The organism is Mycobacterium sp. 852002-30065_SCH5024008, from assembly GCF_001665645.1.
GTDB classification, from domain to species: domain Bacteria; phylum Actinomycetota; class Actinomycetes; order Mycobacteriales; family Mycobacteriaceae; genus Mycobacterium; species Mycobacterium paraffinicum.
In genome coordinates, this window is record NZ_LZSZ01000030.1 from 49,466 (window position 1) to 74,249 (window position 24,784).

A 24,784-nucleotide genomic window follows, 5' to 3' on the forward strand; every position below is an offset into this window, starting at 1 on the left:
CTCACTTTTTCCGCGTCAGTGCCCGGCGGTGCAGTGGCTCGCGGCCAGGAGGCTGCTGTGGGGGCGGCATCAGCGGCTTGCGGGCTTGCACCGCAACGGTTTTCGGCGCATCGGTGCTCAGGGTGATCTCTTCGCCCGCGTGCCGGATGGTGAGTTGGCCGCCCGGGCCGTCGCGCACCGTGTAGGTGACGTCTGAATGGTTCACGTCGACGGTAAGCCGGAAATCGCGCCACCGAAGCCTGAATCTCAGCCGCGAAATACCGTCGGGCAGAGCAGGATTCAGCGACAGGATGCCCTCGTCGTCGCGCAGGCCGCCGAAGCCGCCCACCAGCGCCGTCCAGGCGCCGGCGAGCGACGCCATGTGCAAGCCGTCGCGGGTGTTGTGGTGTAGGTCGCGCAGGTCGATCAACCCGGCCTCGTAGGCGTAGTCGTGCGCCAATTCCAGGTGCCCGACCTCGGCGCACATCACCGCCTGGGTGCAGGCGGACAGCGACGAGTCGCGCACCATGCGCCGCTCGTAGTAATCGACGTTGCGCGCCTTCTGTTCCGGCGTGAAGAAGTGGCTCTGCCACTGCATCGCCAGCACCAGGTCGGCCTGCTTGATCACCTGCGCCGGATAGAGCCGCACGTACGGGTCGTGCAGCAGCAACGGATAGGCGTGGTTCTCCTGGAAGTCCCACTCCGCGAGGGTGGTGAACCCCTCGCACTGCTGGTGGACCCCCAGGCCGGCGTCGTAGGGGATGTTCGCGGCGTCGGCCGCGTCGCGCCAGCAAGCCGTCTCCTCGGTGGTGACGCCCATCGACTCCGCCACCTCGGGGTGGCGGATGCAGGCCTCGGCGGCGGTGCGCAGGTTGTGCGCGGCCATCAGGTTGGTGAAGACGTTGTCGCGCACGATCGCGGTGTACTCGTCGGGGCCGGTGACGCCGTCGAGGTGCCAGACGCCGTGCCGGTCGTGGTGGCCGAGGGAGAGCCAGAGCCGGGCGGTCTCGACGAGGACCGCGAGCCCGCAATTCTTCTCCAGTTCCTCGTCGCCGGTGACGATGCGATACCGCTCGAAGGCCATGGCGATGTCGGCGTTGATGTGCCAGGCCGCCGTGCCGGCCGGCCAGTAGGCCGAGCACTCCTGCCCGCGAATGGTCCGCCAGGGGAACGCGGCGCCCTGCAGGCCCAGCTCGGCCGCCCGATCCTTGGCCAGGTCCAGGGTCGACGCCCGCCACCGCAGCGCGTCGGCCACCGCATGCGGCGCGGTGTAGGTGAGCACCGGCAGCACGTAACTTTCGGTGTCCCAGAAGGCGTGGCCGTCGTAGCCGGTTCCGGTGAGCCCCTTGGCCGGGATCGCGCGGCGCTCGGCGCGCACGCTGGCCTGCAGTAGGTGAAAAAGCCCGAACCGCACCGCTTGCTGTGATTCCGGGTCGCCCTCGACCTCGACGTCGGCGCTGTCCCAGAAGTCGTCCAGGTAGGCCCGCTGCGAATCCAGCAGCCCCTGCCACCCGGTGTAGCGGGCGCTGTGGATGGCGGCGGCGGCCTGGTCGCGCAGGGCCGGGCGCGAGCGCATGCTCGACCAGCCATACGCCAGGTATTTGACGATGCGCAGCTTCTGCCCGGCGCGCAGCCCGCAGATCACCGTGGTCCGCGCCAGATCGTCGCGGGCGTCGGTGCTGAACTCGACGCGGCCGGGAACGTCGATCTCATGGTCCATCGCGGCAGACATCATCAGGGCGCTGCTACGGGTGCGGTGCATGAGAAGCGCCCCGGTCTCGGTGTTTTCGTGATCGACGGCCACCAAGGGGCTCTCCAGAATGGCCGACACCCGCGGGTCACCCGACGTCTGGGGTTGGTCCTCGTTGGTGACCAGCTCGGACTGCACCGTCACGCGAACGAAATCGCCGACCGCTTCGACGACGTATTCGACGGCGGCGACACCACGCTGCGCAAGCGACACCAGCCGGGTGGACACCAGCTTGATCTCCTTGCCTGCGGGGGAGCGCCAATGCGCGCCGCGGGTCATCGTCCCGGCGCGCATGTCGAGAACCCGCTCGTGCGAGAGCAATTCGCCGTAGCGGACGTCGAACGGCTCGTCCTCGACCAGCAGGCGGATGATCTTGCCGTTGGTGACGTCGACGATGGTCTGGCCGGCCTCCGGATAGCCGTAGCCGGCCTCGGCGTAGGGCAGCGGGCGGATTTCGTAGAAGGAGTTCAGGTAGGTGCCGGGCAGACCGTAGGGCTCACCCTCGTCTAGGTTGCCGCGCAGCCCGATGTGCCCGTTGGACAGGGTGAACAGGGACTCGGACTGGGCCAACAGGTTCAGGTCGAGCTTTGTTTCGCAGACGTGCCATGGATCGACGGGGAATGCTTCGTCGTCGATCATGACTGCAGCAGCTCGGCGAGGTCGGTGACCACCACATCGGCGCCGTTGCGTCGTAGATCGTCGGCCTGGCCCACTCGGTCGACTCCCACCACGTAGCCGAAGTTACCGGCATGGCCGGCCTGCACGCCCGAAATCGCGTCCTCGAACACGGCCGCGGCCCCGGCCTCGACGCCGAGCAACTCCGCCCCGCGCAGATAGGAGTCTGGCGCCGGCTTACCGGCGATGTGCTCGTCGCGCAGCGTGACGCCGTCCACCCGCTTCTGGATGAACTGGTCCAGGCCGGTGATCTCGAGGACGTCACGGGTGTTGGCGCTCGAAGACACCACGGCAATTCCCAGGCCGGCCGCCGAGACCGCCTCCAGATATCGCCGCGAGCCTTCGAAGACCTCGACGCCGTCCTCGCGCAGCACCCGTTGGAACATGTCGTTCTTGCGGTTGCCCAGGCCGTATACCGTCTCGGCGTCTCCCGCGTCATCGGGGTTGCCGTCGGGCAGCTCGATCCCGCGGCTCTGTAGAAAGGACCGGACCCCGTCCTCGCGTTTCTTGCCGTCGACGTATTTCCGGTAGTCGTCGGCCGCATCGAACGGAACGAATTCGTCGCCGGTGCGTTTGGCCCGTTCGGACAGGTAGTCGTCGAACATGGCCTTCCAGGCCTTGGTGTGCACGCTCGCGGTATCGGTGAGCACACCGTCGAGGTCGAACAGACAGGCATGCACCTTCTCGGGCAGACCGAGCACGGGTGGACCTCGCTTCCTGGCCTTGGAGGACTAGTTAAGCGATACCCACTCCACCATGCAGAGCAATCCGAGCGCTACCTCGGCCCACCAGGCGCTGGTGCTCGTTACGTACGTCGACGGCTTTCCAGGATGACGCGGACCATTTCCATTGGGCGCTCGAGGGCCGAGAAGTGGCCCGCGCCGGGAACAGTGATGGCTTCCGCATTCAGCTGGACAGCGACGTGCGAGCGCTCCGCCGCACGGGACCAGTCATGCTCGCTGTAGACGAGAGTGACGGGAACGCTGACCTGCGTGTAGCGGCTTCGGGCGGCCACGAAGCCGTCGAGGCTGCGCATGATGGCCCGGTTCACCCTGGGGTAGCCGTGTCGACGGCCGGCTCGGCGCAGCTCGCCGAGGAAGCCTTCGGGTAGCGCGTGGTGATCGGTGAGGCCGCCGCGCAGCACCGCCCGCAGGATCATGCGATTTTCCAGTCGGGCGAAGACCTGCCCCGTGCCGGGCAGGCGGACGGCGGTCCCGATCACGCGGGCGAACCAGTTGCCGCGTTCCAGGCCGCTCGGGTAGTCGTAAGGATTGAAGGCGACCACGTTGCGCACTTCGCCGGTCAGCTCGATCGAGGCCAACAGCGCGATCGCCGCACCCATCGATTCACCGGCTAACGTGACATCATGCAGCTCAAGCGTTTCGATGAATTCGACGACGGCGCTGCGTAGTTCCGGTTCGCCATATCTGGCACCCGGGACTATGTCGGACCACCCCATGCCGGGCAGATCCAGCGTGTAAACCGTGAATTCGTCCCAGAGCGCGGGCACCACCCGCTGGAAATAGTCCAGCTGCGTCCTTACGGTGTGCAACAGGACGAGCGGCGGACCGGTGCCGGTCGTGAAGTAACGCAACCGGGATCCGTCGGAGCGCCGCAGGAACTTCACTTCACCGCGGCCGCCGCTCCACGTCATCGTGTACCGCTGATTAGCAATCTCATTGGGCGCCAAGGCCTTCACCTTCCACACACTGCTTGGATGGCCCGAAGCCGCCCGTCGGCCAGCGCGCGGGTTAGATTGCCGACCTTCAGCTCGAAGTCGTCGACGAACGCGTGCAAACCCAGCGGGGTCGAGGGCTGGGCCAGCAGCGCGTGCATGAACTCGGTCGCCTGCGCGGTCAGGTCGCTCCAGTGCTCGACGGCTAACCCGGCGGACTCGACGACTGCGCGTAACTCGTCGGGGGTGACCAGATGGCTGCGCTCGGGTTCGTCGGCCCACGGCAGCGGATATTCCAGTTTGCCATGATCCCCGGTCATGATGTCCCACAACGCAACCCGGCCCCCGGCCGCCAGCACCCGGTGCGCTTCGGAGTAGAGGAGCGCCTTGTCGGCGACGTTCATCTGAACGTGCTGGCTGATGACGACGTCAAAAGTGCCGTCAGCAAAGGGAAGTTCGGTGACGTCCGCCTGCCGGACGGATATCCGGTCGTCGAGACCGACCAGGCGATTGAGCCAACGGCTCGTTTCGCAGTACTCGTCGGTGAGATCAACGGCCGCCACCGTGCAGCCGCACCGGTCGGCGACGTAGCGGGCGGTGCCGCCGATCCCGCTGCCCGCGTCGAGCACCCGACTTTCGCTGATGATGCCCGCGAGATCCACCAGTTGGCTGGTGGCGAAGCGGCCCATGGTGTGAAAGTCCTCCAGCGTGCCCAGGTCGGCGGGTTCGAGCCGGTCGAGGTCTTTCCCGGCGGACGTCAGCGCGCGCTCGATGTTGGGTCGGGACAGGCCGGTCGAGTACTGGCTCTGGATTGTCTCGTTCATCTGTGGACCTCCGTCCAGGCCGTGATCAGCGGGGGCATCGTGACCAGGGCGCCGGCCGCAAGCACCTCCCGGCGGAATAGCGCCACGAAGTCCTCGATGTCGGCGAGCTCGTCGATGGCGAAGCCGCCCTGCTCCGCGATGGGGGAGACCAACCGCCAGACTTCGGCGGCGTAGGCCAGGATGTCGGCGTCGGCGGCAGTGCCGATGGGCGTCCCCTGAGTCAGGCGCGGCGCGCCCAGTCCGGCCTCGGCGAATACGGAGTGCAGCGTGGTGCCGAACCGCGCGGACAGGCCCATCGCCTCGAAGGCGCGGACGATGCCCGCCGTGACCCGTCCGAACAGCGGCAGGTCCGGGATGCTGCGCGTCGCGGTGATGTCGTTCTCGGAGAAGGCGACAACGCCGCCGGGGCGCACGAAGGAGCTCAGCTGCCGCAGTGACCCGGCCGGGTCGGGCAGGTGCATCAGGATCAGCCGGCCGATGACCGCGTCCACCGGTTCGTCCGGCGCGATCGCGTCGACGGCGGCCTGCGTGAATTGCACTGTGCGCAGACCCTGTTCGGCGGCGCGGCTGCGTGCGAGCTCGACCATCGCGGGTGCGGCGTCCACGCCGAGGACACTTCCCGTCGGACCGACCAGCCGAGCGGCGACGAACGACACGTCGCCGGGCCCGCACCCGATATCGAGCACCCGCATGCCCGGGCGCAGTCCGGCGAGCCGCAGCGCGTGCTCGGTGTAGTCGTTGTACAGCCGCCCCTGCAGGATGAGCCGCCGCACCTCCACGTCGGCGTGGCCGAGAACATAAGTGCTCGTGTTCATCGCGTTCCTATCCTCTCCGGTGCGGTGTGCTCGGCCCGCCAAAGCGCAGACTGACCGGCAAACCGGGGACGTGCGGGTTGCGGATGTTGTTGAAGCCGGTCGAACTTGTCGAGGCGGTGCATCGGTACGAGACCGGTCAACAGAAAGTCGCCGAGTTGCCGGATGAAATTACCTGCGGTGCGCCGTGTTTCGGGGCCGGTGACGTAGCGGCGTGCGATCGTCAGGAAATCTTCGGGTTCGACACCGGCAACGTCACGAACGTGTGTGGTGGGACCACCTACCTCCCAGGTTCCCAGGGCGGATTCGGGCAGGTAGTGGCGCAGGCTGGACTGGAAGAACATGTCGGCGCCGAGCCGTTTGGCATTGACGCGCACGGCGCGCATGAACATCCATGGGGGGATATCGATGTGGCGCACCCGTCGGCCCAACGCCTCACCGACCGCGTCGGCGATCTCGGTTCCCGATAGCAGGGTCGGTCCGGTCGGGCGGTAGGCGCGGCCGTTGTGACGGTGCGGGTCAAGCAGGGCGCCAACGGCAACTCGGGCGATGTCTTCGTTGGATGGAGGCGCATTTCGGCCCTTCCCGGTGGGCACCGGCAGGATTCCCAGCGCTGCGGCGAGCGGCAGCACCTGCAAGTAGTTGTCGGCGAAGTAGCCGGGATCGACGGCGACGTGGGCGGTGTCCGGCAGCAGGTCGAACAGCTTGTCGGTCAGCCATGCTTGCCGGGTCATCAGCGAAGGGTGCTCCGGGCTGGCCGTCCACTGTCCGAGCGCCACCACCGCTTCCACGTCGGCGCGCCGTGCGGCCACCGCGAAGGCAACCGCGCTGTCGAGTGCATGGGGGTGGTACGGAGGGTTGAAGTACAGCCGATCCACCCCGTCCAGCGCGGCCGTAACCGCTTGGATATCAAACATATCGGTCACGACCACCTCGGCGCCCAGTTCCCGCAGGCGTGCACTGCGCGCATCTTCGCGATGCACCATGGCCCTGGTGGCGACGCCCTTCTCCAACAGCTGGGCGGCGACCGCGCTGCCGATCCTGCCGGTGGCGGCAGTCACCAACACTCGGGTATTCATGCGGTTGTCCTTTCGGTTTGACGTGCCGGCAATAACCAGCCGACGACGATCGCGGCGCCGAGCGCGATGCCCGCGCAGACCAGCGAGCTCACCTGCAGGCCGTCCAGGAACGCGCGGTCGACCGCGGCGCGGACGCCACCGGCCCGCTGCGCCGGCAGCTGCTCGATCACCCTGTGCGCGAGCGCCATTGAGTGCCGCATCGCGTCCGCGGGCAGCCCGGTCAGCGCCTCCGTTCCGAGATGTCCCGAGTACACCGACGCGAAGATGCTGCCGGCGATCGCGACGCCGAGCGTGCCCCCGAGTTCGCGCGTGGTGTCGTTGACGGCCGAGCCCACCCCGGCCTTGTCGGCGGACAACGACCCCATGATCGCCTCGGTGGCCGGCGAAACGGTCAGGCCGAGGCCGCCGCCGAGCAGCAGCATCTGCGTGGCGATCTGGGTGTACGGCGTGGCGGCGTCGGCGGTGGACGCCCACGCCAGCCCGGTGGCGAAGACGGTGAGGCCGGCGGCGACGACGGCGGTGGTGCCGGCCCGTTCAACCAGCCGGGGTCCCGCGATGCTCGCCAGCGCGATGGAGGCTGCGACCGGTAGCAGCCGCACCCCGCTCTGAAATGCGGTGTAGTCCTTGATGAATTGGAAGTACTGGGTGATGACGAAGATGAAGCCGAACAACGTCAGGAAGCCGGCGGTCACGGCCAGGCTACCGCCGGAGAACCGGCGGTCGACGAACACCGACACGTCCAGCATGGGGTGGTCGCTGCGCCGCTCCCACAGCGCGAACCCGGTCAGAACCGCTGCGGCCGAGGCGAACCCGATCGCGGTCCGGCCGTTGGTCCATCCCCAGGTGGGCGCCTCGATGACCGTGTAGACCAACGCGGTGATCCCGACCGCCGACAAGAGCAGGCCGCCGACGTCGACGCGCGGTGCGGCCGGGTCGCGCGAGGTCGGCACGAACAAGATGCCGCCGACGATGGCCAGCGCCGCGATCGGGATGTTGACCATGAAGATCGAGCCCCACCAGAAGTGTTCGAGCAGCCAGCCGCCGCTGATCGGCCCCACGGCCACCCCGACGCCGACCATCGCCGCCCACAGGCCGATCGCCTTGGCCCTGGCCGCCGCGTCCGTGAAGATGTTGGTGATCAGGCCCAGGGTGGTCGGGAAGATCACCGCCGCACCCACCCCCATGGCGGCGCGTGCCGCGATCAACTGGGCGGCCGAATCGGTATGCGCCGCAACGGCAGAGGTTACGGCGAACAGCGCCAGGCCGGAGTTCAGCCAGCCCCGTCGGCCGAAGCGGTCGCTGAGGCTCCCCGCGGAGAGCAGCAGCCCGGACATCACCAGGGTGTAGGCGTCGACGATCCACTGCAGCTGGGCGGTGTCGGCGCCGAGTCCGCGAGACAGGGTCGGCAGGGCGACGTTGACGATGGTGGCGTCGACGCTGATGACGAAGACCCCGAGGCAGATGACGGCCAGCGCCGGGATGGGGCGGTTCGGGAGGAGGGGTTCGGGACGCATGAACAAGACACTAAAGCCAAGAGACAAAGAAATCAAGTAACTAATAGAAAATCATGTCTACCGCTGGTAGGCTGGCCTGGTGGCGACCCGCAGGACCTACAACCAGAACTGCCCGATAGCGCTCGGGCTCGACGTCCTGGGCGAGCGCTGGACGCTGCTGATCCTGCGCGAGCTGGTCGGCGGCCCCCGCCGCTACGGTGACCTGCGCGCCGAGTTGCCCGGCATTGCAACGAATCTGCTGGCCGAGCGGCTCAAAGAACTGCAGGATGCGGGACTCGTCGACCGCACCGACCTGCCCGCCCCGATCGGACGGACCGTCTACACCCTCAGTGACATGGGCTGGCAGCGGGCGTTGCCCGTCTTGAGGAGCGTCGCGTTGTTCGGCCTGGACCGGTTGGACCCGGTCGGGGGCGGCGGGGTATCGCCCCTCAACGGGTTTTTGGCCGGCATCCTGCTCGGCTTCGACTCCGGCAAGGCGGCCGGGTTGGAGGCGACGTGCCGGGCCGAGATCGACGGTCGGCGCTTCGACTTCGCGGTGACCCAGGGCCGCCTAGCCGGTGGTCACGGTGAACCTTCCGTGACGATCACCGCTGGCGCGGCGGATCTGGTGACCGCCCGCCTGGGCGCGAGCGAGGCCAAGCGCGCGGCGGCGCTGCGGCGAATCACCGTGACGGGCGACCCGGCATCCGTCGACGCGGTGCGGGCGGCCTTCTCGCTGTAGGCCTCAATCCGGGCGGTCGAGCAGGGCGTCGGTCAGCGCCCGGGCGATGAACTTGCCGTAGCGGGTGGCCGACCACCCGCGTTCCAGGACGAGAAGCTCGTACAGCTCCGGGGCGTGATACGTCCACAGGACATCGCGCGCTTGCCTGGCGCTGACTCGAAGCCGCCCGGTGCGGGCGAGATCGGACGCGAACATCGTCATGGCGGTCAGTGTCTCCTGCCGGATCTGCTTCCAGACCTCGGCGGCGTCCGGCGATGAGGCGGCGCCGTCGCGCGCGAGCAGCTGGACCGGCGCGCTGCGCGGCATGGTGGCGGCCAGGTGCTCGGCGTAGATTTCCAGCTTGCGGGCCGCGTCGGTCGCATCGATCACGTTCTGGATCACGTCTCGCTGAGCCATCGGGATCGGCTCGTCGTCGCCGGCGACGGACACATCGAAGAGCGCTTTGAGCACGCCCGCCTTTGTGGCGAACGCCTTGTACACTGTTTCAACCGATATGCTTGCGTCGCTTGCGATCTCGGCGATGGTCGTCGCCGCGTAGCCCTGAGTCAGGAATCTCCGCCGGGCGGCGACGAGCACCGCGTGCCGGTTCTGCTGGGCCTGTTGGCGACGGCGGGTCGAGTCGTAACGCCGCGGAGGCCGGCCCTTGACAGATCCCATAATTGAATACATGCTCCTGTATCTATTACTGGTTACTGTATCAGACGAAGGGAGCGTGACATGACAACCGCAACACGCCCCGCCCTGTCGGACGGCGCCCATCCCACGGACGTCGCGCGTGCGCTGGCGCCCGAAATCACGGCGCGCGCCGATGAGGCCGAGGCGCTCGGCACATTGCCGCTCGATCTGGTCGAGCGTCTGCGTGCGGCCGGCGTCTTCCGCGCCTTGCAACCGCGCTCGCTCGGCGGATTCGAAGTGGCCCCGGTCGACTTCATCCACCTGGTCGAGGAGCTGGCGCGTGCCGACGGTTCCACGGGCTGGATCGCGGCCATCGGTGCCGGGGCGCCCGCATTCACCGCCTGGCTCGAACCCGCCGTCGCCACAGCGCTGTTCGGCTCGCACGCCGACTTCTTGGCGGCCACGGTGTTCGCCCCCACCGGCCGTGCCGTCCCGGATGGCCACGGACGGTTCGCGGTCGAGGGCCGGTGGCCGTTCGCCAGCGGTTGCCGCCATGCCGAATGGCTGCTGACCGGGATGTTCGTCTTCGACGGCGAGACGCCGCGAATGATCTCGGGGCAGGGCCCCGACTGGCGCCTCGCCTTCTTTCCGCGCGCCGACGCCGAGATCGTCGAGAATTGGGACGTTCTGGGTCTGCGCGCCACCGGCAGCAACGACCTGATCGCCCGGGATCTTTGCGTCGCCGAGGAACACACCATCAGCCCGTTCTTCCAGGCGGCCCGCCAGGACGGCACCCTGTGGAGGCTGGCCTTCTTTACCCTCGTCGGGGTCGCCCTGGTCGGCGTCCCGCTCGGGATCGCGAGGCGCGCACTCGACGAATTCACCGACCTCGCGACAACCAAGACGCGCGCCGGCGCGTTCGAGCCGCTGGCGAAGGACCCGTCCGCCCAAGTCGAGTTCGCCAATGCCGAAGCCGGTTTGAGGTCGGCCCGGGCCTTCGTGCTCGATGAGGCCGGCGCGCTGTGGGAAACCGCCCTTGCCGGTGATCCACCATCGCTGCAGCAGCGCGCAGGCTTCCAGCTCGCCGCCCAGCAGGCGATGCGTGCGGCGCGTCAAGTGGTTGATACGACGTTCGACTTGACGGGCGCGGGCGCGGTGCACGCGAGCCATCCGCTGCAACGCTGCTTCCGGGATCTGCACACCGCCGGCCAGCACGTGTACTTCGGCCCGTCCGCCCTGAAGCGCTACGCCGGCACCCGTTTCGGCATTACCCAACCGACTCATCTGATGTGAGGGTGCGGCCACTAAGCTGGCTGCCGTGGAAGCACCCTCGCCGCGGCCCGTGTTGGTCGTCGATTTCGGCGCACAGTATGCGCAGTTGATCGCCCGGCGCGTCCGGGAGGCGCGGGTCTTCTCCGAGGTCATCCCGCACACCGCCTCGATCGACGAGATCAAGGCCCGCCGGCCGGCGGCGCTGGTGCTCTCCGGTGGGCCGTCCAGCGTTTACGAGCCGGGCGCCCCGCAACTCGATCCGGCGGTGTTCGATCTCGGCGTGCCCGTGTTCGGCATCTGCTACGGATTCCAGGCCATGGCGCAGGCCCTGGGCGGGACCGTCGCCCACACCGGCACCAGTGAGTACGGCCGTACCGAGCTGAAAGTGGTTGGCGGCGAACTTCATTCGGGATTGCCGAACTCCCAGCCGGTCTGGATGAGCCACGGTGACGCGGTCACCGCCGCACCGGACGGATTCGACGTGGTCGCCAGCAGCGCGGGCGCGGCGGTGGCGGCCTTCGAGAACCGGGCGCGCCGCCTGGCCGGTGTGCAATATCACCCCGAGGTCATGCACACCCCGCACGGCCAGCAGGTGCTCAGCCGCTTCCTGCACGACTTTGCCGGGCTCGGCGCCGAGTGGACGCCGGCCAACATCGCCAGCGCGCTGGTGGAGCAGGTGCGCGAACAGATCGGCGACGGCCACGCCATCTGCGGACTCTCCGGCGGCGTGGACTCGGCGGTGGCCGCCGCACTGGTGCAACGCGCCATCGGTGACCGGCTGACGTGCGTCTTCGTTGACCATGGGCTGTTGCGCGCCGGCGAACGGGCGCAGGTGCAGCGCGATTTCGTCGCCGCCACCGGCGCCAAACTGGTCACCGTCGACGCGGCCGACACCTTCCTGCAGGCGCTGTCGGGAGTGACCAACCCCGAGGGCAAGCGCAAGATCATCGGTCGCCAGTTCATTCGCGCCTTCGAGGGCGCGGTGCGGGATATCTTGAGCGACACCGGGTCTGAGGTTGATTTCCTGGTGCAGGGCACGCTGTATCCGGACGTGGTGGAATCCGGCGGGGGGAGCGGGACCGCCAACATCAAGAGCCACCACAACGTCGGCGGCCTGCCCGACGACCTGAAGTTCAAGCTCGTCGAGCCGCTGCGGCTGCTGTTCAAGGACGAGGTGCGCGCCGTCGGGCGTGAGCTCGGCCTGCCAGAAGAAATCGTTGCGCGCCAACCCTTTCCGGGCCCCGGCCTGGGCATCCGGATCGTCGGCGAGGTCACCGCGAAGCGGTTGGAGACGCTGCGCCGCGCCGACTCCATCGCGCGCGAGGAACTCACCGCCGCCGGCCTGGACAACCTGATCTGGCAGTGCCCGGTGGTGCTGCTGGGCGAGGTCCGCTCGGTCGGTGTGCAGGGCGACAACCGCACCTACGGGCACCCGATCGTGTTGCGTCCGGTGTCCAGCGAGGACGCCATGACCGCCGACTGGACCCGGGTGCCCTACGAGGTGCTCGAGCGCATCTCGACCCGCATCACCAACGAGGTGGCCGAGGTCAACCGCGTGGTGCTGGACATCACCAGCAAACCCCCCGGCACCATCGAGTGGGAGTGATTGGTGGGCGCGTAAGCGCCGCCACATCACACCCATCCGCCCCACCGGTATCGATCGCATAAAGCCGCCCCTCCCGTTTCTTGACGGTTGTCGGAGGGCGGGTGTTTACTCTCAATCAGTCGAACATACTTTCGAAAATAGTCGTGCGGGAGTGGCGGTAGGAGGCGGTCATGACTGCGGCTTTCGCCCCCGATCGCCGGCGGGAAACCCGCGCTGAGCAGCTCGAATCGCTGCGCCGACGGATGGCCGTGATCACCGGGAAGGCGCCGGGGCCCGCACCCGCCCGCGCCGACGACCTGCTGCCGGAATCGGAATCCCAGCTGGCGCTGCCGCCGTGGCTGGCGGAGTCGCTGCCGGCGCCCCTGCCGCGCGGGACGGTGGCGGTGCTCTCGGGCGCCCGGTCGCTGCTGCTTGGCATGGTGGCCGCGGTGACGGCGGCGGGCGGCAACGTGGCAATCGTCGGCCAGCCGGACATCGGGCTGCTGGCCGCCGCGGAGATGGGGGCGGATCTGAGCCGGGTCGCGGTGATACCGGATCCCGGAACCGATCCGGTGGAGGTGGCCGCGGTGCTCGTCGACGGTATGGATCTGGTGGTCCTCGGCCTGGGCGGGCGCCGGGTGCCGCAGACCCGGGCGCGGGCGGTGGTGGCGCGGGCCCGCAGCAAGGGGTGCACCGTGTTGGTCACCGACGGCGACTGGCAGGGCGCGCCCACGCGGCTGGAGGCCCGGGTCTGCGGCTACGAGCTCACTTCGGGAAGCCGCCCTGGATTCGGCCGGATCAGCCGGGTGCGGCTGCAGGTCAGCGGGGTGTGTGCGGGACGACGGGTGACCGCCCGGGCGCGAGCCGGGTGAATTCTGAAGTGGCTTCCCGGGTGCTGGCCATCTGGTGCATGGACTGGCCCGCGGTCGCGGCGGCCGCGGCCGCGGGGCTGCCCGCGACCGCCCCGGTGGCGGTCACGCTGGCCAACCGGGTGATCGCCTGCTCGGCGGCCGCCCGTGCGGCGGGGGTGCGGCGGGGACTGCGGCGCCGGGAGGCGGCGGCCCGGTGCCCACAGCTGCACGTCGGCACCGCCGACGCGGACCGCGACGCCCGCTTCTTCGAGGCGGTCGTTGCGGCGGTGGACGACCTGGTGCCGCGCGCCGAGGTGCTGCGGCCCGGGCTCTTGGTGTTGCCGGTACGCGGGGCGGCCCGCTATTTCGGTTCCGAGACCGATGCCGCCGAACGGCTGATCGACGCGGTGGCCGTGAGTTCAGCGGCCGGCGCCGAGTGCCAGGTCGGGATCGCCGACCAGTTGTCCACCGCCGTCTTCGCCGCGCGGGCGGGTCGGGTCGTCCCGCCGGGCGGCGACGCGAAGTTTCTGTCGGTGCTCTCGATCCGCCAGCTCGCCACCGAGCCCAGCCTGTGCGGCGCGGGGCGGGAAGAGTTGACGGACCTGTTGTGGCGGATGGGAATTCGCACCGTCGGGCAGTTCGCCGCACTGTCGGCCACCGACGTGGCGTCCCGGTTCGGCGCCGACGGGGTGACCGCGCACCGGTTGGCCCGCGGCGAACCCGAACGGGGGCCGTCCGGTCGGGAGCCGCCGGAGGAGCTGGAGGCCGTGCTGGACTGCGACCCGCCGATCGACCGGGTCGACGCCGCGGCCTTCGCCGGGCGCTCGCTGGCCGGCGCGCTACACCGGACGCTGATGGCCGCCGGGGTGGGCTGCACCCGGCTGGCCATTCACGCCGTCACCGCCAACGGCGAAGAACTGCAACGGGTGTGGCGGTGCGCCGAGCCGTTGACCGAGGACGCCACCGCCGACCGGGTGCGCTGGCAACTCGACGGTTGGTTGAGCAGCCGGACCGCGCGCAACCCTCGCCCGACGGCCGCGGTGACGCTGTTGCGGCTGCAGGCCGTCGAGGTGGTGTCGGCGGGAGCGCTGCAGTTGCCGCTGTGGGGCGGCCTGGGTGAGGAAGACCGGTTGCGGGCCCGCCGGGCCCTGGTGCGGGTGCAGGGCCTGCTCGGCCCGGAGGCGGTGCGGGTGCCGGTGCTGTCCGGCGGGCGCGGGCCGGCCGAACGCATCACGTTGACCCCGCTGGGTGACGAACCGGTTCCGCGGGCCGACCCGGGTCTGCCGTGGCCCGGCCGGCTGCCCGAGCCGGCACCGGCGGTGCTGCTCGACGACCCGGTGGAAATGCTTGACGCCCAAGGGAACCCGGTACGGGTGACGAGCCGGGGGCTGTTCTCCGCCGACCCGGTGCGGCTGACCGTGCACGGCCGGGACGAGCGGCTGGACTGGTGGGTCGGACCGTGGCCGGTCGACGAGCGGTGGTGGGATCCCGGCGTCGGAAAAGGCCGCACCGCCCGCGCGCAGGTCCTGCTGGAGGGCGAGCGGGCGTTTCTGCTGTGCTATCGCCAGCGGCGCTGGTACCTCGAGGGCAGCTACGAGTAGCGGTGCTTACCCGTACCTTGGCGGGCGTCAGCCGCACGCTGCCCCAACTCTCGACCGTGCGAATCTTTGTCGGGCACCACCTAATTGGCGCACAAAGGATCCTGCCCGTTCGATGAACCGGTCGAAGAAACGCCCGCGTGTCACAAGAGTTCCGGATCCAGCGCGACGGCGGCGGCGCGCCACTGCGTCGTCCTCGCCGGTATCGATGCCGAAGCAAACGGGAGACTTCACTGTTTCCGCGATGCTCAGATCGGCGACTAGGCTGTCACGATGCCTACGACGTCGGAGCCCCCCGAGGGGACTGATTTAACGCCGCACTTCGACGATGTGCAGGCCCACTACGATCTGTCGGACGAATTCTTCCGGCTATTCCTCGACCCGACCCAGACGTACAGCTGCGCCTACTTCGAGCGCGACGACATGACGCTGGAAGAGGCGCAGATCGCCAAGATCGACCTCGCCCTCGGCAAACTTGGATTGCAACCGGGCATGACGTTGCTCGACGTCGGCTGCGGTTGGGGGGCCACCATGATGCGCGCCCTCGAAAAGTACGACGTCAACGTCGTCGGCCTCACCCTGAGCCGCAACCAGGCCAACCACGTCGAGCAGCTGATCGCCCAATCCGATAGCCCACGTTCCGCGAGGATTCTGCTGCGAGGCTGGGAGCAGTTCGACGAGCCCGTCGACCGGATTGTCAGCATCGGCGCCTTTGAACACTTCGGGCACGAGCGCTACGACGCGTTCTTCACCCTGGCGCATGACCTGCTGCCCGATGACGGGATCATGCTGCTGCACACCATCACCGGGCTGCATCCGACGGAGATGATCGAACGCGGCATGCCCATATCGTTCACATTCGCCCGATTCGTCAAATTCATTGTCACCGAGATCTTCCCGGGTGGGCGGCTGCCCTCGATACCGATGGTGCAAGAACGCGCCACCGCGAATGGCTTCACAGTAAGTCGCGTCCAGTCGCTGCAGCCGCACTACGCGAAGACGCTCGACATCTGGTCTGCCGCACTGCAAGCCCACAAGGACCAGGCCATCGCGCTGCAATCCGAGGAAGTTTACGAGCGGTACATGAAATACCTGACCGGCTGCGCCGAGATGTTCCGTATCGGATACATCGACGTCAATCAGTTCACGTTGCAGAAATGACGTTCAGTGCACGGCGGGCACCCAGGCGGACCAGCCGCCAGCGCCATGACCGTGGGCGTCACCCACACTCCGGGTGCGAACGACTCGCGCCCTAGGTCCGCTCGGCGCGGACCGCCTGCGCCTGCGCCATCAGCGGGCCACCGCCGGGCAGCGCACCCACGACCGCGCGGGCCAACCGATCGCGCCCGCGGACGCCGTCCGTCCTGGCCTTACCCGCCCGCAGGTGGCGCCAGCCCAGGCCCGCCCACGACGCCGCGACGGCGGCGTCGGTCACCCCGCCGCGCGCCCGGCGCCGATCGACCACCGCCAGGCCGAGAGCGGTGATCGAGTGCACCGTGTCGACCCAGACGCCGGCGGCCAGCACCTCCGGGCCCGGGTTGATGCCCGACAGCAGCGCCTGGGTGAGGTGACGCGCGCCCAGGATCCGGGTGACGACGAGCGCCTTGCGGTCGGCCTGCACCCCGTGGATGTGGTTCAGCACCTCTGACGGGGCGGCCAGCAGCACGGTGCCCCATCCCGCGCGCAGGACTTCGATGAAACGAATCTTCATGGCGTACAGGGTGCCCTGCGCGCAAACGGCCCAACCCGCTCGATGAAACGGTCGAAGAAGGCCGCCGCGTCCACGTCGATCCCGATCAGCGCATTGGGTTCCCGGCGCCCCGACCAGTCGGTCACCGTCATGGCGCGGGTCAGGGTCCCCGTCAGCTCGATGTCGACCGTCGCGGGCCGGGTGGTGACCAGCCCGGGGTCCAGCGCCACGGCGGCGGCCAGCGGATCGTGCAGATGTGCCTGGTATCCGTGGCCGATGTCGTGGTAGGCCTCCAGGTAGAACCGCATCGCGTCCTCGATCACCCGGATCAACGGGTTGGACGCCGTCGACCGGGTGCCGGGCTCGTCGTCCGCGCTCATCGGCGTGGCCGTCGACCCCGCGGCGTCCGCCAACCTGGCGAGGTGATCGGGCGTCATCGCCACCTTGCGGGTCAGGTCCAGGCCGCACAGGACCGGAAGACGCTCTTGGCCAACGGTTTCGGGGTCCCAGGCCGCCAGCACCTCGGCCGCGGCCTCGGGGTCCACGCTGATGTTCCATTCGGCCACCGCGGTGGTGTTGCCCCGGTGATCGTAGGAACCGCCCATGATGACCAGGCGGCGCAGCAGCGTCGGCAGCGCCGGTTCGGCGCGCAGCGCCAGCGCCAGATTGGTCAGCGGGCCGGTCGCCACGCCGATGAGCTCACCGGGAAAGGCGTGCGCTGCGCGCACCCAGGCGGTCGCCGAGTCGTGGTCGGTGAGGCGGCGAGCGGTGGACGGCAGGTCGGCATAACCCAATCCCCTGGGGCCGTGGACCTTCGAGGGCAGGCGCATCGGCCCGGTCAGGGTCTCGTCGGAGCCCTTGGAGACCGGCACGCCGGTGACGCCGCACAGCTCGAGCAGGCCCAGGTTGTTCTCGCAAACCTGCTGCACCGCAACGTTTCCCCCGGTGGAGGCGATGCCGACCACATCAGCGTCCGGGCTGGCGAACAGGTACATCAACGCCAGCGCGTCGTCGACGCCGGTGTCGACGTCGACGAAAACGGGGGCCACCGCCGCAACGATACCGACGCTTACGACCAGGCCGAGGCGAAGGTGACCACCAGGACGTCGCGCTGCGCCGGGCCCGAGCCGTCGATGGGCCGGATCCGGGAGACGTCGTGCAGGGTGCGGCGGTCGTCGCCCAGCATAAGCGTGCCGGGCTCGGCCAGCGTCGTCGCCAGCAACTGCCGGCCGTCCAGGTCGCACACCGTGCTCTCGCCTCCGATGGCGTTGCGCCGTCCGACCAGCAGCGAGGTGACGAGCGTGACGCCGTCGCGGTGCACGCCCTCTGGCGTCGGATGCGCGCCCTCGTCCGTCGACGACCGGGTGCGGAACGGATGCACCTTGACGTTCCAGTCCGCCACGTCGTCGAGCGCCGCGGCCACCCGGGCCAGCAGCCCTATCACCTTGTGCAGCAAGGGGTCCCGGGCGAACGCATCGGTCAGCGACTCGAACTCGCGGTCCCTGCCGATGTAGAGGGGGTTGGAGTCCTCTGGCTGCACGAACATGCTCCTGGGCATCGGGCGCAGCAGGCCATCGCGAAACGAGTACTGGCCGTAGCGGCGCAGCCGCTGCACGCCCAGCTCCGCCGCGTAGGGGTCGGGGGCCAGATGCTGCCAGTGCCGGGCGAACCGGGTCCACTCTTCGCGGCCCGCGCCCAGGCTTCGGGTCACGTCGAGCGAGGACATCACCGCGGCGCCCGTCGCGGCGACCTGGCGTGCCGCGACGGCCACCGGGTCGGCGTCGGCCCGCTTCGCGGAAAGAGTCCGGGTCATCGCGCCGGAATACCGCAATCGGCTGCGCCTGAAACGCGCTGACCTACCAATGCACCCCGGGCATCAGGCGCACCAAGCGCTTGACCGATCGCGGTGTCCGGATGCCGCGGGTGACGCCCCGCGCCGGGCGCCTCGGCTTGCGCGGGGGAGCCGCCGCCGGTTCGGTGGTCAAGCCGCGGGCGGCGGCCGAGTCGGGGTAACCCAGATAGAGCTGGTGCAGGATGCGTCGCGACGTCCGCGGCGCGAAGTAATTGCCGACTTCGGCCAGCGTGCCCAGCGGGGTGTCGATGCGCGCCGGCTTTTCCACCAAGCCGCGCACCACCATGGCGGCCGCGCGCTCAGGGCTGATCGCGGGCACCGGGTTGAGCCGGTGCGACGGCGCGATCATCGGCGTACGAACCAGTGGCATATGGATATTGGTGAAGGTGATGTGGTCGGACAGCGTCTCCGACCCAACCACGTCGGCGAACGCGTCCAGCGCCGCCTTGGTGGGCAGGTACGAGCTGTACTTCGGGTTGCGCGCCTGCACGCCGGCGCTGGAAACGTTGACCACGTGCCCGAAGCGGCGCTCGCGCCAGTGCGGCAGCAGCGCCAGCACCATCCGCACCGAACCGAAGTAGTTGACCGCCATCACTCGCTCGTAGTCGTGCAGCCGGTCGGTGGAGTTGACCACCGAGCGGCGGATCGACCGGCCGGCGTTGTTGACCAGGTAATCGACGTGGTCGAACCGCCCCAGGATGTCCTTGATGGTGTGCTCGACCGAGGTGGAATCGGTGACGTCACAGGTGAAGGCGTGGGCGTCACCGCCGCCCGCGCGGATCTCGGCGACCAGCTCGTCCAGCGCCTCGGCGTTGCGGGCCAGGGCGAACACCGTCGCCCCGCGCTCGGCGACCGCGATCGCCGCCGCCCGGCCGATGCCACTGGACGCGCCGGTGATGATGACGTGCCGGCCGCGCAGCGGTCCCTTCGGATCGTCGCGGCGCGCCCGGTCCGGGTCGAGGTGCTCGGCCCAGTACCTCCACAGCTGGGGCGCGTAACTGGAGAACTCGGGCACGTCGATGCCGGTGCCGTGCAACGCTTTCCGGGTCTGGTCGCTGACGAAGGTGGGCTTGGAGTCGACGAGGTCGAAGACCTCGGCCGGGATACCGAGCTGAGTGGCCGCCATGTTGCGCAGCACCCGGGCCCGCCCGCGCACCTTCAGCACCGGGGCGGCCACCGAGCCGGGCAGCGACCCGCGCGCCGGCGGGAGCCCGGCCGCCTTGGCGACGCCGCGGTAGATGCCGCGCAGCCCAACGGTTTTCGGGGCGGTCAGGTGGAAGGTGCGGCCGTCCAGGCCCTCGGCGTGCATCAGCGCCACGAGAGCGTCGGCGACATAGTCGACTGGCACGATGTTCGTGCGGCCGGTGTCGGGCAGCAGGATGGGCGTCAACGACGGCAACAGCGCCAGCTTGGCCAGGACGCCGAAGAAGTAGTACGGCCCGTCGACCTTGTCCATCTCGCCGGTGCGCGAGTCGCCCACCACCACCGCCGGGCGGTAGATCCGATAGTTCAGCCCGGGCGCCGACCGCACCAGCAGCTCGGCTTCGAACTTGGTCTGGTGGTAGGGGGTCGGGAGTTGCTGGCCGACGTCGAAGTCGTCCTCGGTGTACTCGCCGGAGAAGTCGCCGGCCACGGCGATCGAGGACACGTGGTGCAGCGTCGCGCCCAGCCGCTGAGCCAGCTCGATGACGGCGCGGGTGCCTTCGACGTTGGTGGCCCGCTGCTCGGCCTCGCCCGCGGTGATGTCGTAGATGGCCGCGCAGTGCACGACGTGATCGATGCGGCCCAGCTCGGCGAGGGTCTCGTCGGTCAGCTCCAGCTCCGGTAGCCCCGCGACCAGTGCTTTCGCCCGCTCACCCCACCCGGCGGCGAGCCGTTCGAAGCGGCCCAGCGACTGCCGCCGGACCAGCACCCACACCTGCGCATCGGGCCGCGTTTCCAGGAGACGGTCGACGACGCGGCGACCAATAAACCCGGTACCGCCGGTAACGACATAACGCATGGAGCCATCGTGGCGGCTGACGACCGCCCACGTCAACCGGCCAACCGGTATCAGCTGTGGAAGTCCCGGATGCCGTCCCACTCCACCAGGGTCCAGCCGGTCATCGGGTTCCCCGTGATCACCACGCGCCCGGTGTTGGGCAGCGGGTGGCTGGTCAGCAGGGTGTCCTTGGCGTTCTTCGTATTCATCAGCGTCCAGTACTCGATGGCGAATTTGTGCGAGAACACCACCGGATTGTGCTGGCCACTGTTGTAGACCTTCTGGACGGCCGCGGTGAACCCGTCGTTGAACTGTTTGCCGCTGACCGACCCCGGGATGCTGTCTTGCATGTCGCCCCTGAGCCAGTCCGCCGGCGCCAACAGGTACGTCGCGTTCTCCTGGGCGAACGGCTTGCCCTCGAACCAGCCGGCGTTGATCTCCTGGATGCCTTGCAGCACCTCGACTTGCTTGCCCAGCTCGGAGGCCAGCGGCGCTGCGGTCTGCTGGGTTCTGACCATGGTGGAGGCGTAGACGCCGTCGTAGTCCTTGCGGCCCGCTTGGTGCGCGATCTGTTGGGCCTGCCCCTGACCCTCGGGCGTCAGGCCGGGGCCCGGCACCGAGGTGTCGATGATCCCGCTGGCGTTGGATTCGGACTGGGCGTGCCGGATGAACGTCACCGTGATGCTGCGCGCCTGGGGCGATCCGCCGCAGGCACCGACAATGAGGACCGCGGTGAACGCCGCGACCGCCTTCGAGACATTCCGGACCAAGCTGCGCTTCGGCATGTCGATAGCCTGCCCTGCCGACGGCATCGGTGGGAAGGGTTTGCGATGGTTAGGTGGAGAAAATACTGGCTAAGGAGACTCAGATGGCGATTGACCCGAGTGCCGTCGGCGCGGTGACCGAACCGATGCTGTTCGAATGGACCGACCGGGACACCCTGCTGTACGCGCTCGGCGTCGGCGCCGGCCTCGACGACCTGTCGTTCACCACCGAGAACAGCCACGACATCGACCAGCAGGTGCTGCCCACCTACGCGGTGATCTGCTGCCCGGCGTTCGGGGCGGCCGGCAAGGTCGGAACGTTCAACTGGGCCATGCTGTTACACGGCTCGCAGGAAATCCGGCTGCACGCGCCGCTGCCACCCGCGGGGAAGCTGTCGGTGGTCACCGAGGTCGCCGACATCCAGGACAAGGGCGAGGGCAAGAACGCGATCCTGGTGTTGCGCGGCCGGGGCACGGACCCCGACTCGGAGAAGCTGATCGCCGAGACGCTCACCACCCTGGTGATCCGGGGCGAGGGCGGGTTCGGTGGCATGCCGGGTCAGCGGCCGGTGGCCCCGGAGATCCCCGACCGCGAGCCCGACGCCCGGGTCGCGCTGCCCACCCGGGAAGACCAGGCGCTGATCTACCGGCTCTCCGGTGACCGCAACCCGCTGCACAGCGACCCGTGGTTCGCTCGCGAGATGGCCGGCTTCCCCAAGCCGATCCTGCACGGGCTGTGCAGCTACGGGGTGACGGGTCGCGCGCTGCTCGCCGAGCTGGGTGGCGGGGTCGCGGCCAACATCACCTCGATTGCGGCGCGATTCACCTCGCCGGTGTTTCCCGGCGAGACGCTGACCACGCTGATCTGGCGCACCGAGGGAGGCAAGGCGGTGTTCCGCACCGAGGCGTCCGGCACCGAGGGCGTCGGGACGCGGGTGGTGCTCGACGACGGCGCGGTGGAGTACGTGCAGGCCTAGCGGGACAGCTCGCGCGCCAGCCGGGCGGTGAACTCGCTGGCGCGCGCGGGGCTGTCCAGCGCGAACTCCGCCGCGGTGGCGCGGTCGCCGTCGTCGTTGTGCCGCACCAGGATGGGCACACCACCGTCGTGGATCGCGTCGAACGCGTCCTCATCGGTGATGTCGTCGCCGAGATAGACCGGCGTGAGCGGACCCGACTCCGCCCCGGTCAGGTGGTCGAGCACCCAGCGCAGCGTTTTCCCCTTGTCCCAGTCCAGGTCCGGCCGCAGCTCGATGACCTCGCGGCCGGTGGTCACCCGCAGCTCGTCGCGCCGGCCCGCCGCGCGCACCGCGGCCGCCACCTCCCCGACGCGGTCGCGGCTGGCGTTGCGGTAGTGCACCGCGACCCCAAAGCGCTTGTGCTCCACCATCACACCCGGGATGGAGCCCAGTCGCTCCCGCAATTCGCCGGCCGCACGCTCCAGCACCGGTATGGCCGCCGCGGCGGCGTCGTTCTGGTGGTGCCTGCCGTCGGGTGCGGTCAGCTCGAAGCCGTGGCTACCGGCATACCAGATGCCTTGCACGCCAACCCGCTTCGTCACGTCGGCCAGATCGCGACCGGACAACACCGCGACCGGGCACTGTTGGGCCAGCTGCCGCAGCGCCTCGGTGGCGCCGTCGACCGGGATGGCCGCATCCGGATCGTTGACGATCTCGGACAGCGTGCCGTCGAAGTCGAAGAACACCGCCGGTCGCCGCGCGGCCAGGTCGTCGAGGGCCGTCAGCGCGTCGAGCAGCTGTGACATCCGGCGGTCCCCGGTGCGCACGGTCACCTCGCCGGGGTCCGCGACGACCGCGTCCGCGCCGGCGTCCCGCAGCGCGCCGCCATTCCCTCGGTCGACACCGATGACCAACGCGAATCCGCCGGCGCGCGCCGCCTCGACGCCCGCTTCGTCGGCGGTGACGACCACGCACCGGCCGGGAAGCACCTGCAGCCGCCGAGCCGCTTCCACCGGGTCGTCGGTAAAGGTCGCGGTGCCGACCCCGATCCCGCGCAGCTGCCCGTCCAGGGCGGGGTCGAGCGCGTCGAACAGCACCGCGTCATGGCGGCGCGGGTCGATGACGACCGACCCCGACTCTGGCATGACCCAACCTTCTCACGGTGGTCATCCCGAACGGGAGCGGGTCAGTGCCGCGCGTGCCCCGGCGCGGGTGGGCGCGCGCCCGGCGCGCGACCGGGAAACGCGCGCGGCGACCGCTTGCGGCGGCGATCGCCGAACAGCAGCACCGAGTCCTGGCTGAGCGCCACCAGCCGCGCCATGCCCAGTTCGATGCCGGCGGCCAATTGCTTGACGTCAAACGCGGCGCCGGGCTCGGCGGTGATGCCGAATACGAGTTCGTCGCCGTAGCTCAGCACCGCGACCCCGGTGCTCAACTGGACGTCGGTCGGGGGGATGGGCAGCAAACGCTCCATGGTCTGGCCCATCAGGCGCAGCCGGTCGCGGGGCCCGGGCACATTGGTCGCCAGCGTGACGATGGCGCGCTGCGGCAGCCGAGTCAGCAACTGGATGACGCTGTCCCGCAGCACCGTTGGCAAGGAATTGAGCACCGACCCGACGATGCCCCCGGACCGCGGAGGGCCCGTTTCCTTGTCGTTCCACCTGGTCTGCACGGTCCGCAAGCGCTGCACCGGGTCGTCGCCTTCGACCGGCAGATACGCCGAACGGATCGGCGTCGGCACCAGGGCGCGCAGCGAGTCCGCCCGCGGCTCCTCGCCGCGCCCGAGCAGCACCGTCCGGAAGCCCTCGCTGGTGGCGGCCAGCGCGACGTCGTTGACGGCCACACCGAACTTGCGGCAGACGCGGTCGACGTCGGCGATCTGGACCCGCACTGTGGCATAGCGCCGCGCAGTGGCGACCCGGTCGTGCGCCGGCAGCACGGGCCACACCGCGCCGAGGGCGGCGCCGGTCGCGGTCCAGGACGCCCGCCACAGCACATCGGGCCAGCCCTGGCGCCGCGCCGGTTGCCGCGGGACCCGTTGGGCCGCAGGATCATTGGCGAAGGTCGCGACATCGGCGTCGTCGCACAGCCTGGTGAGCAGCTGGGCGGGAGAGTCGCCGCCCAGGAGGCGGTGATGCGTTTTCATCAGGATCGCCCAGCGGTTGCCCTTGAGGCCCTCGATCACCCAGCACTCCCACGGCGGACGATCCGGGCCCAGGGGGCGCTCGAGGGCGTGCGCGATGGCCCGGGCCAGCTCGGCTTCGTCACCGGGCCGGGGAATCGCCATTCGGCGCACGTGGCGGGCGAGGTCGAATTCCGGGCAGTCGACCCATTCCTGGTGCAGCGGGTGGGCGCGCAGCAATTGCGTGCAGCGCGGTATCAACCGAATGCGTTCCGCCAGAAGTCTTTTGAGGCGCTGAAAGTCGGGTGCGCCGCCGTCGACGATGGCCACCGCGCCGGTTGCGAGGCCGGCGTGCTGATCGGGGTCTTGAGCCGTCAGGAACGCCGCATCCAGTGCCCTCACCTGCGCCATGCTCGCCCCCGCGGTCGATTTTGCCCTCGTACCAGTGTCTGCCCGGGTTTGTGCCCGG

The 24,784-nt window shown here is 69.4% G+C and carries 22 protein-coding genes; 7 read left to right on the forward strand and 15 right to left on the reverse strand.

Going from position 1 to position 24,784, the window contains the following annotated elements; all coding sequences use genetic code 11:
* Nucleotide 1: 1 nt before the first annotated feature.
* The 7 genes from A5781_RS03790 to A5781_RS03820 all read right to left on the reverse strand — a co-directional run bounded on the left by A5781_RS03790 (nt 2) and on the right by A5781_RS03820 (nt 8,308).
* The gene (locus tag A5781_RS03790; RefSeq protein WP_067201392.1) at nt 2-2,368 is read right to left on the reverse strand and encodes a glycoside hydrolase family 65 protein; all 2,367 of its coding nucleotides are present in this window, start codon (nt 2,366-2,368) and stop codon (nt 2-4) included.
* Nucleotides 2,365-3,105 carry a beta-phosphoglucomutase family hydrolase gene (locus tag A5781_RS03795; RefSeq protein WP_067201395.1) on the reverse strand — a complete coding sequence of 247 codons (741 nt, stop codon included), beginning with the start codon at nt 3,103-3,105 and terminating at the stop codon, nt 2,365-2,367. The genes A5781_RS03790 and A5781_RS03795 overlap by 4 nt, the downstream gene beginning before the upstream one ends.
* Before the next feature lie 104 nt (nt 3,106-3,209).
* Nucleotides 3,210-4,094: an alpha/beta fold hydrolase gene (locus A5781_RS03800; RefSeq protein WP_231990589.1), complete on the reverse strand. Its 885-nt coding sequence runs from the start codon at nt 4,092-4,094 to the stop codon at nt 3,210-3,212.
* 5 nt (nt 4,095-4,099) lie between these two features.
* Nucleotides 4,100-4,903 (reverse strand): class I SAM-dependent methyltransferase, encoded by an 804-nt coding sequence (locus A5781_RS03805; RefSeq protein ID WP_067201403.1) that lies wholly within the window; start codon nt 4,901-4,903, stop codon nt 4,100-4,102.
* On the reverse strand, nt 4,900-5,718 hold the full coding sequence (locus A5781_RS03810; protein WP_067201406.1) for a methyltransferase domain-containing protein: 819 nt from the start codon (nt 5,716-5,718) through the stop codon (nt 4,900-4,902). The genes A5781_RS03805 and A5781_RS03810 overlap by 4 nt, the downstream gene beginning before the upstream one ends.
* On the reverse strand, nt 5,715-6,794 hold the full coding sequence (locus A5781_RS03815) for an NmrA family NAD(P)-binding protein (protein WP_067201409.1): 1,080 nt from the start codon (nt 6,792-6,794) through the stop codon (nt 5,715-5,717). Before A5781_RS03815 ends, A5781_RS03810 begins: the two co-directional genes overlap by 4 nt.
* Nucleotides 6,791-8,308: an MFS transporter gene (locus A5781_RS03820; RefSeq protein WP_067201413.1), complete on the reverse strand. Its 1,518-nt coding sequence runs from the start codon at nt 8,306-8,308 to the stop codon at nt 6,791-6,793. The genes A5781_RS03815 and A5781_RS03820 overlap by 4 nt, the downstream gene beginning before the upstream one ends.
* 79 nt (nt 8,309-8,387) lie before the next feature.
* On the opposite strand from A5781_RS03820, the gene A5781_RS03825 reads away from it, so the two are divergent.
* A complete protein-coding gene (locus A5781_RS03825; protein WP_067201416.1) occupies nt 8,388-9,029 on the forward strand; it encodes a helix-turn-helix domain-containing protein in 642 nt (213 codons plus the stop codon).
* A 3-nt stretch (nt 9,030-9,032) separates the two neighbouring features.
* On the opposite strand, the gene A5781_RS03830 is transcribed toward A5781_RS03825, so the two are convergent.
* Entirely contained in the window at nt 9,033-9,686 is a 654-nt protein-coding gene (locus A5781_RS03830; RefSeq protein WP_067201419.1) for a TetR/AcrR family transcriptional regulator, read from the reverse strand.
* 60 nt (nt 9,687-9,746) lie between these two features.
* On the opposite strand from A5781_RS03830, the gene A5781_RS03835 reads away from it, so the two are divergent.
* From A5781_RS03835 to cmaA1, 5 genes are all read left to right on the forward strand, one after another.
* Nucleotides 9,747-10,937, forward strand: coding sequence for an acyl-CoA dehydrogenase family protein (locus tag A5781_RS03835; RefSeq protein ID WP_067201423.1), 1,191 nt, complete (start codon nt 9,747-9,749; stop codon nt 10,935-10,937).
* Between the two features lie 16 nt (nt 10,938-10,953).
* A complete protein-coding gene (gene guaA / locus A5781_RS03840) occupies nt 10,954-12,522 on the forward strand; it encodes a glutamine-hydrolyzing GMP synthase (RefSeq protein ID WP_197503690.1) in 1,569 nt (522 codons plus the stop codon).
* Nucleotides 12,523-12,692: 170 nt separating this feature from the next.
* Nucleotides 12,693-13,373: a hypothetical protein gene (locus A5781_RS03845; protein WP_067201430.1), complete on the forward strand. Its 681-nt coding sequence runs from the start codon at nt 12,693-12,695 to the stop codon at nt 13,371-13,373.
* Between the two features lie 38 nt (nt 13,374-13,411).
* Nucleotides 13,412-14,953, forward strand: coding sequence for a DNA polymerase Y family protein (locus tag A5781_RS03850; RefSeq protein WP_067201520.1), 1,542 nt, complete (start codon nt 13,412-13,414; stop codon nt 14,951-14,953).
* A gap of 270 nt (nt 14,954-15,223) precedes the next feature.
* Nucleotides 15,224-16,111, forward strand: a complete 888-nt coding sequence (gene cmaA1, locus A5781_RS03855; RefSeq protein WP_067201433.1) for a cyclopropane mycolic acid synthase CmaA1 — start codon at nt 15,224-15,226, stop codon at nt 16,109-16,111.
* A gap of 91 nt (nt 16,112-16,202) precedes the next feature.
* Here the strand turns inward: cmaA1 and A5781_RS03860 are convergent, their stop codons facing one another.
* Genes A5781_RS03860 through A5781_RS03880 form a run of 5 tightly spaced genes read right to left on the reverse strand, consistent with a single transcriptional unit; the run spans nt 16,203 to nt 21,258 of the window.
* The gene (locus A5781_RS03860) at nt 16,203-16,661 is read right to left on the reverse strand and encodes a hypothetical protein (protein WP_067201436.1); all 459 of its coding nucleotides are present in this window, start codon (nt 16,659-16,661) and stop codon (nt 16,203-16,205) included.
* On the reverse strand, nt 16,658-17,689 hold the full coding sequence (locus tag A5781_RS03865; RefSeq protein ID WP_082939205.1) for a nucleoside hydrolase: 1,032 nt from the start codon (nt 17,687-17,689) through the stop codon (nt 16,658-16,660). Before A5781_RS03865 ends, A5781_RS03860 begins: the two co-directional genes overlap by 4 nt.
* 20 nt (nt 17,690-17,709) lie before the next feature.
* A complete protein-coding gene (locus tag A5781_RS03870) occupies nt 17,710-18,453 on the reverse strand; it encodes a 2OG-Fe dioxygenase family protein (protein ID WP_067201527.1) in 744 nt (247 codons plus the stop codon).
* Nucleotides 18,454-18,496: 43 nt separating this feature from the next.
* The gene (locus A5781_RS03875) at nt 18,497-20,494 is read right to left on the reverse strand and encodes an SDR family oxidoreductase (protein WP_067201439.1); all 1,998 of its coding nucleotides are present in this window, start codon (nt 20,492-20,494) and stop codon (nt 18,497-18,499) included.
* Nucleotides 20,495-20,544: 50 nt separating this feature from the next.
* Nucleotides 20,545-21,258 carry a histidine phosphatase family protein gene (locus tag A5781_RS03880; RefSeq protein ID WP_067201443.1) on the reverse strand — a complete coding sequence of 238 codons (714 nt, stop codon included), beginning with the start codon at nt 21,256-21,258 and terminating at the stop codon, nt 20,545-20,547.
* 83 nt (nt 21,259-21,341) lie between these two features.
* On the opposite strand from A5781_RS03880, the gene A5781_RS03885 reads away from it, so the two are divergent.
* Nucleotides 21,342-22,214 carry a MaoC family dehydratase gene (locus tag A5781_RS03885; RefSeq protein ID WP_067201446.1) on the forward strand — a complete coding sequence of 291 codons (873 nt, stop codon included), beginning with the start codon at nt 21,342-21,344 and terminating at the stop codon, nt 22,212-22,214.
* On the opposite strand, the gene otsB is transcribed toward A5781_RS03885, so the two are convergent.
* Together otsB and A5781_RS03895 are read right to left on the reverse strand one after the other, a co-directional pair.
* Entirely contained in the window at nt 22,211-23,338 is a 1,128-nt protein-coding gene (gene otsB, locus A5781_RS03890; RefSeq protein ID WP_067201449.1) for a trehalose-phosphatase, read from the reverse strand. The genes A5781_RS03885 and otsB overlap by 4 nt on opposite strands.
* 41 nt (nt 23,339-23,379) lie before the next feature.
* The gene (locus A5781_RS03895) at nt 23,380-24,726 is read right to left on the reverse strand and encodes a wax ester/triacylglycerol synthase domain-containing protein (protein ID WP_067201453.1); all 1,347 of its coding nucleotides are present in this window, start codon (nt 24,724-24,726) and stop codon (nt 23,380-23,382) included.
* Nucleotides 24,727-24,784: the final 58 nt, after the last annotated feature.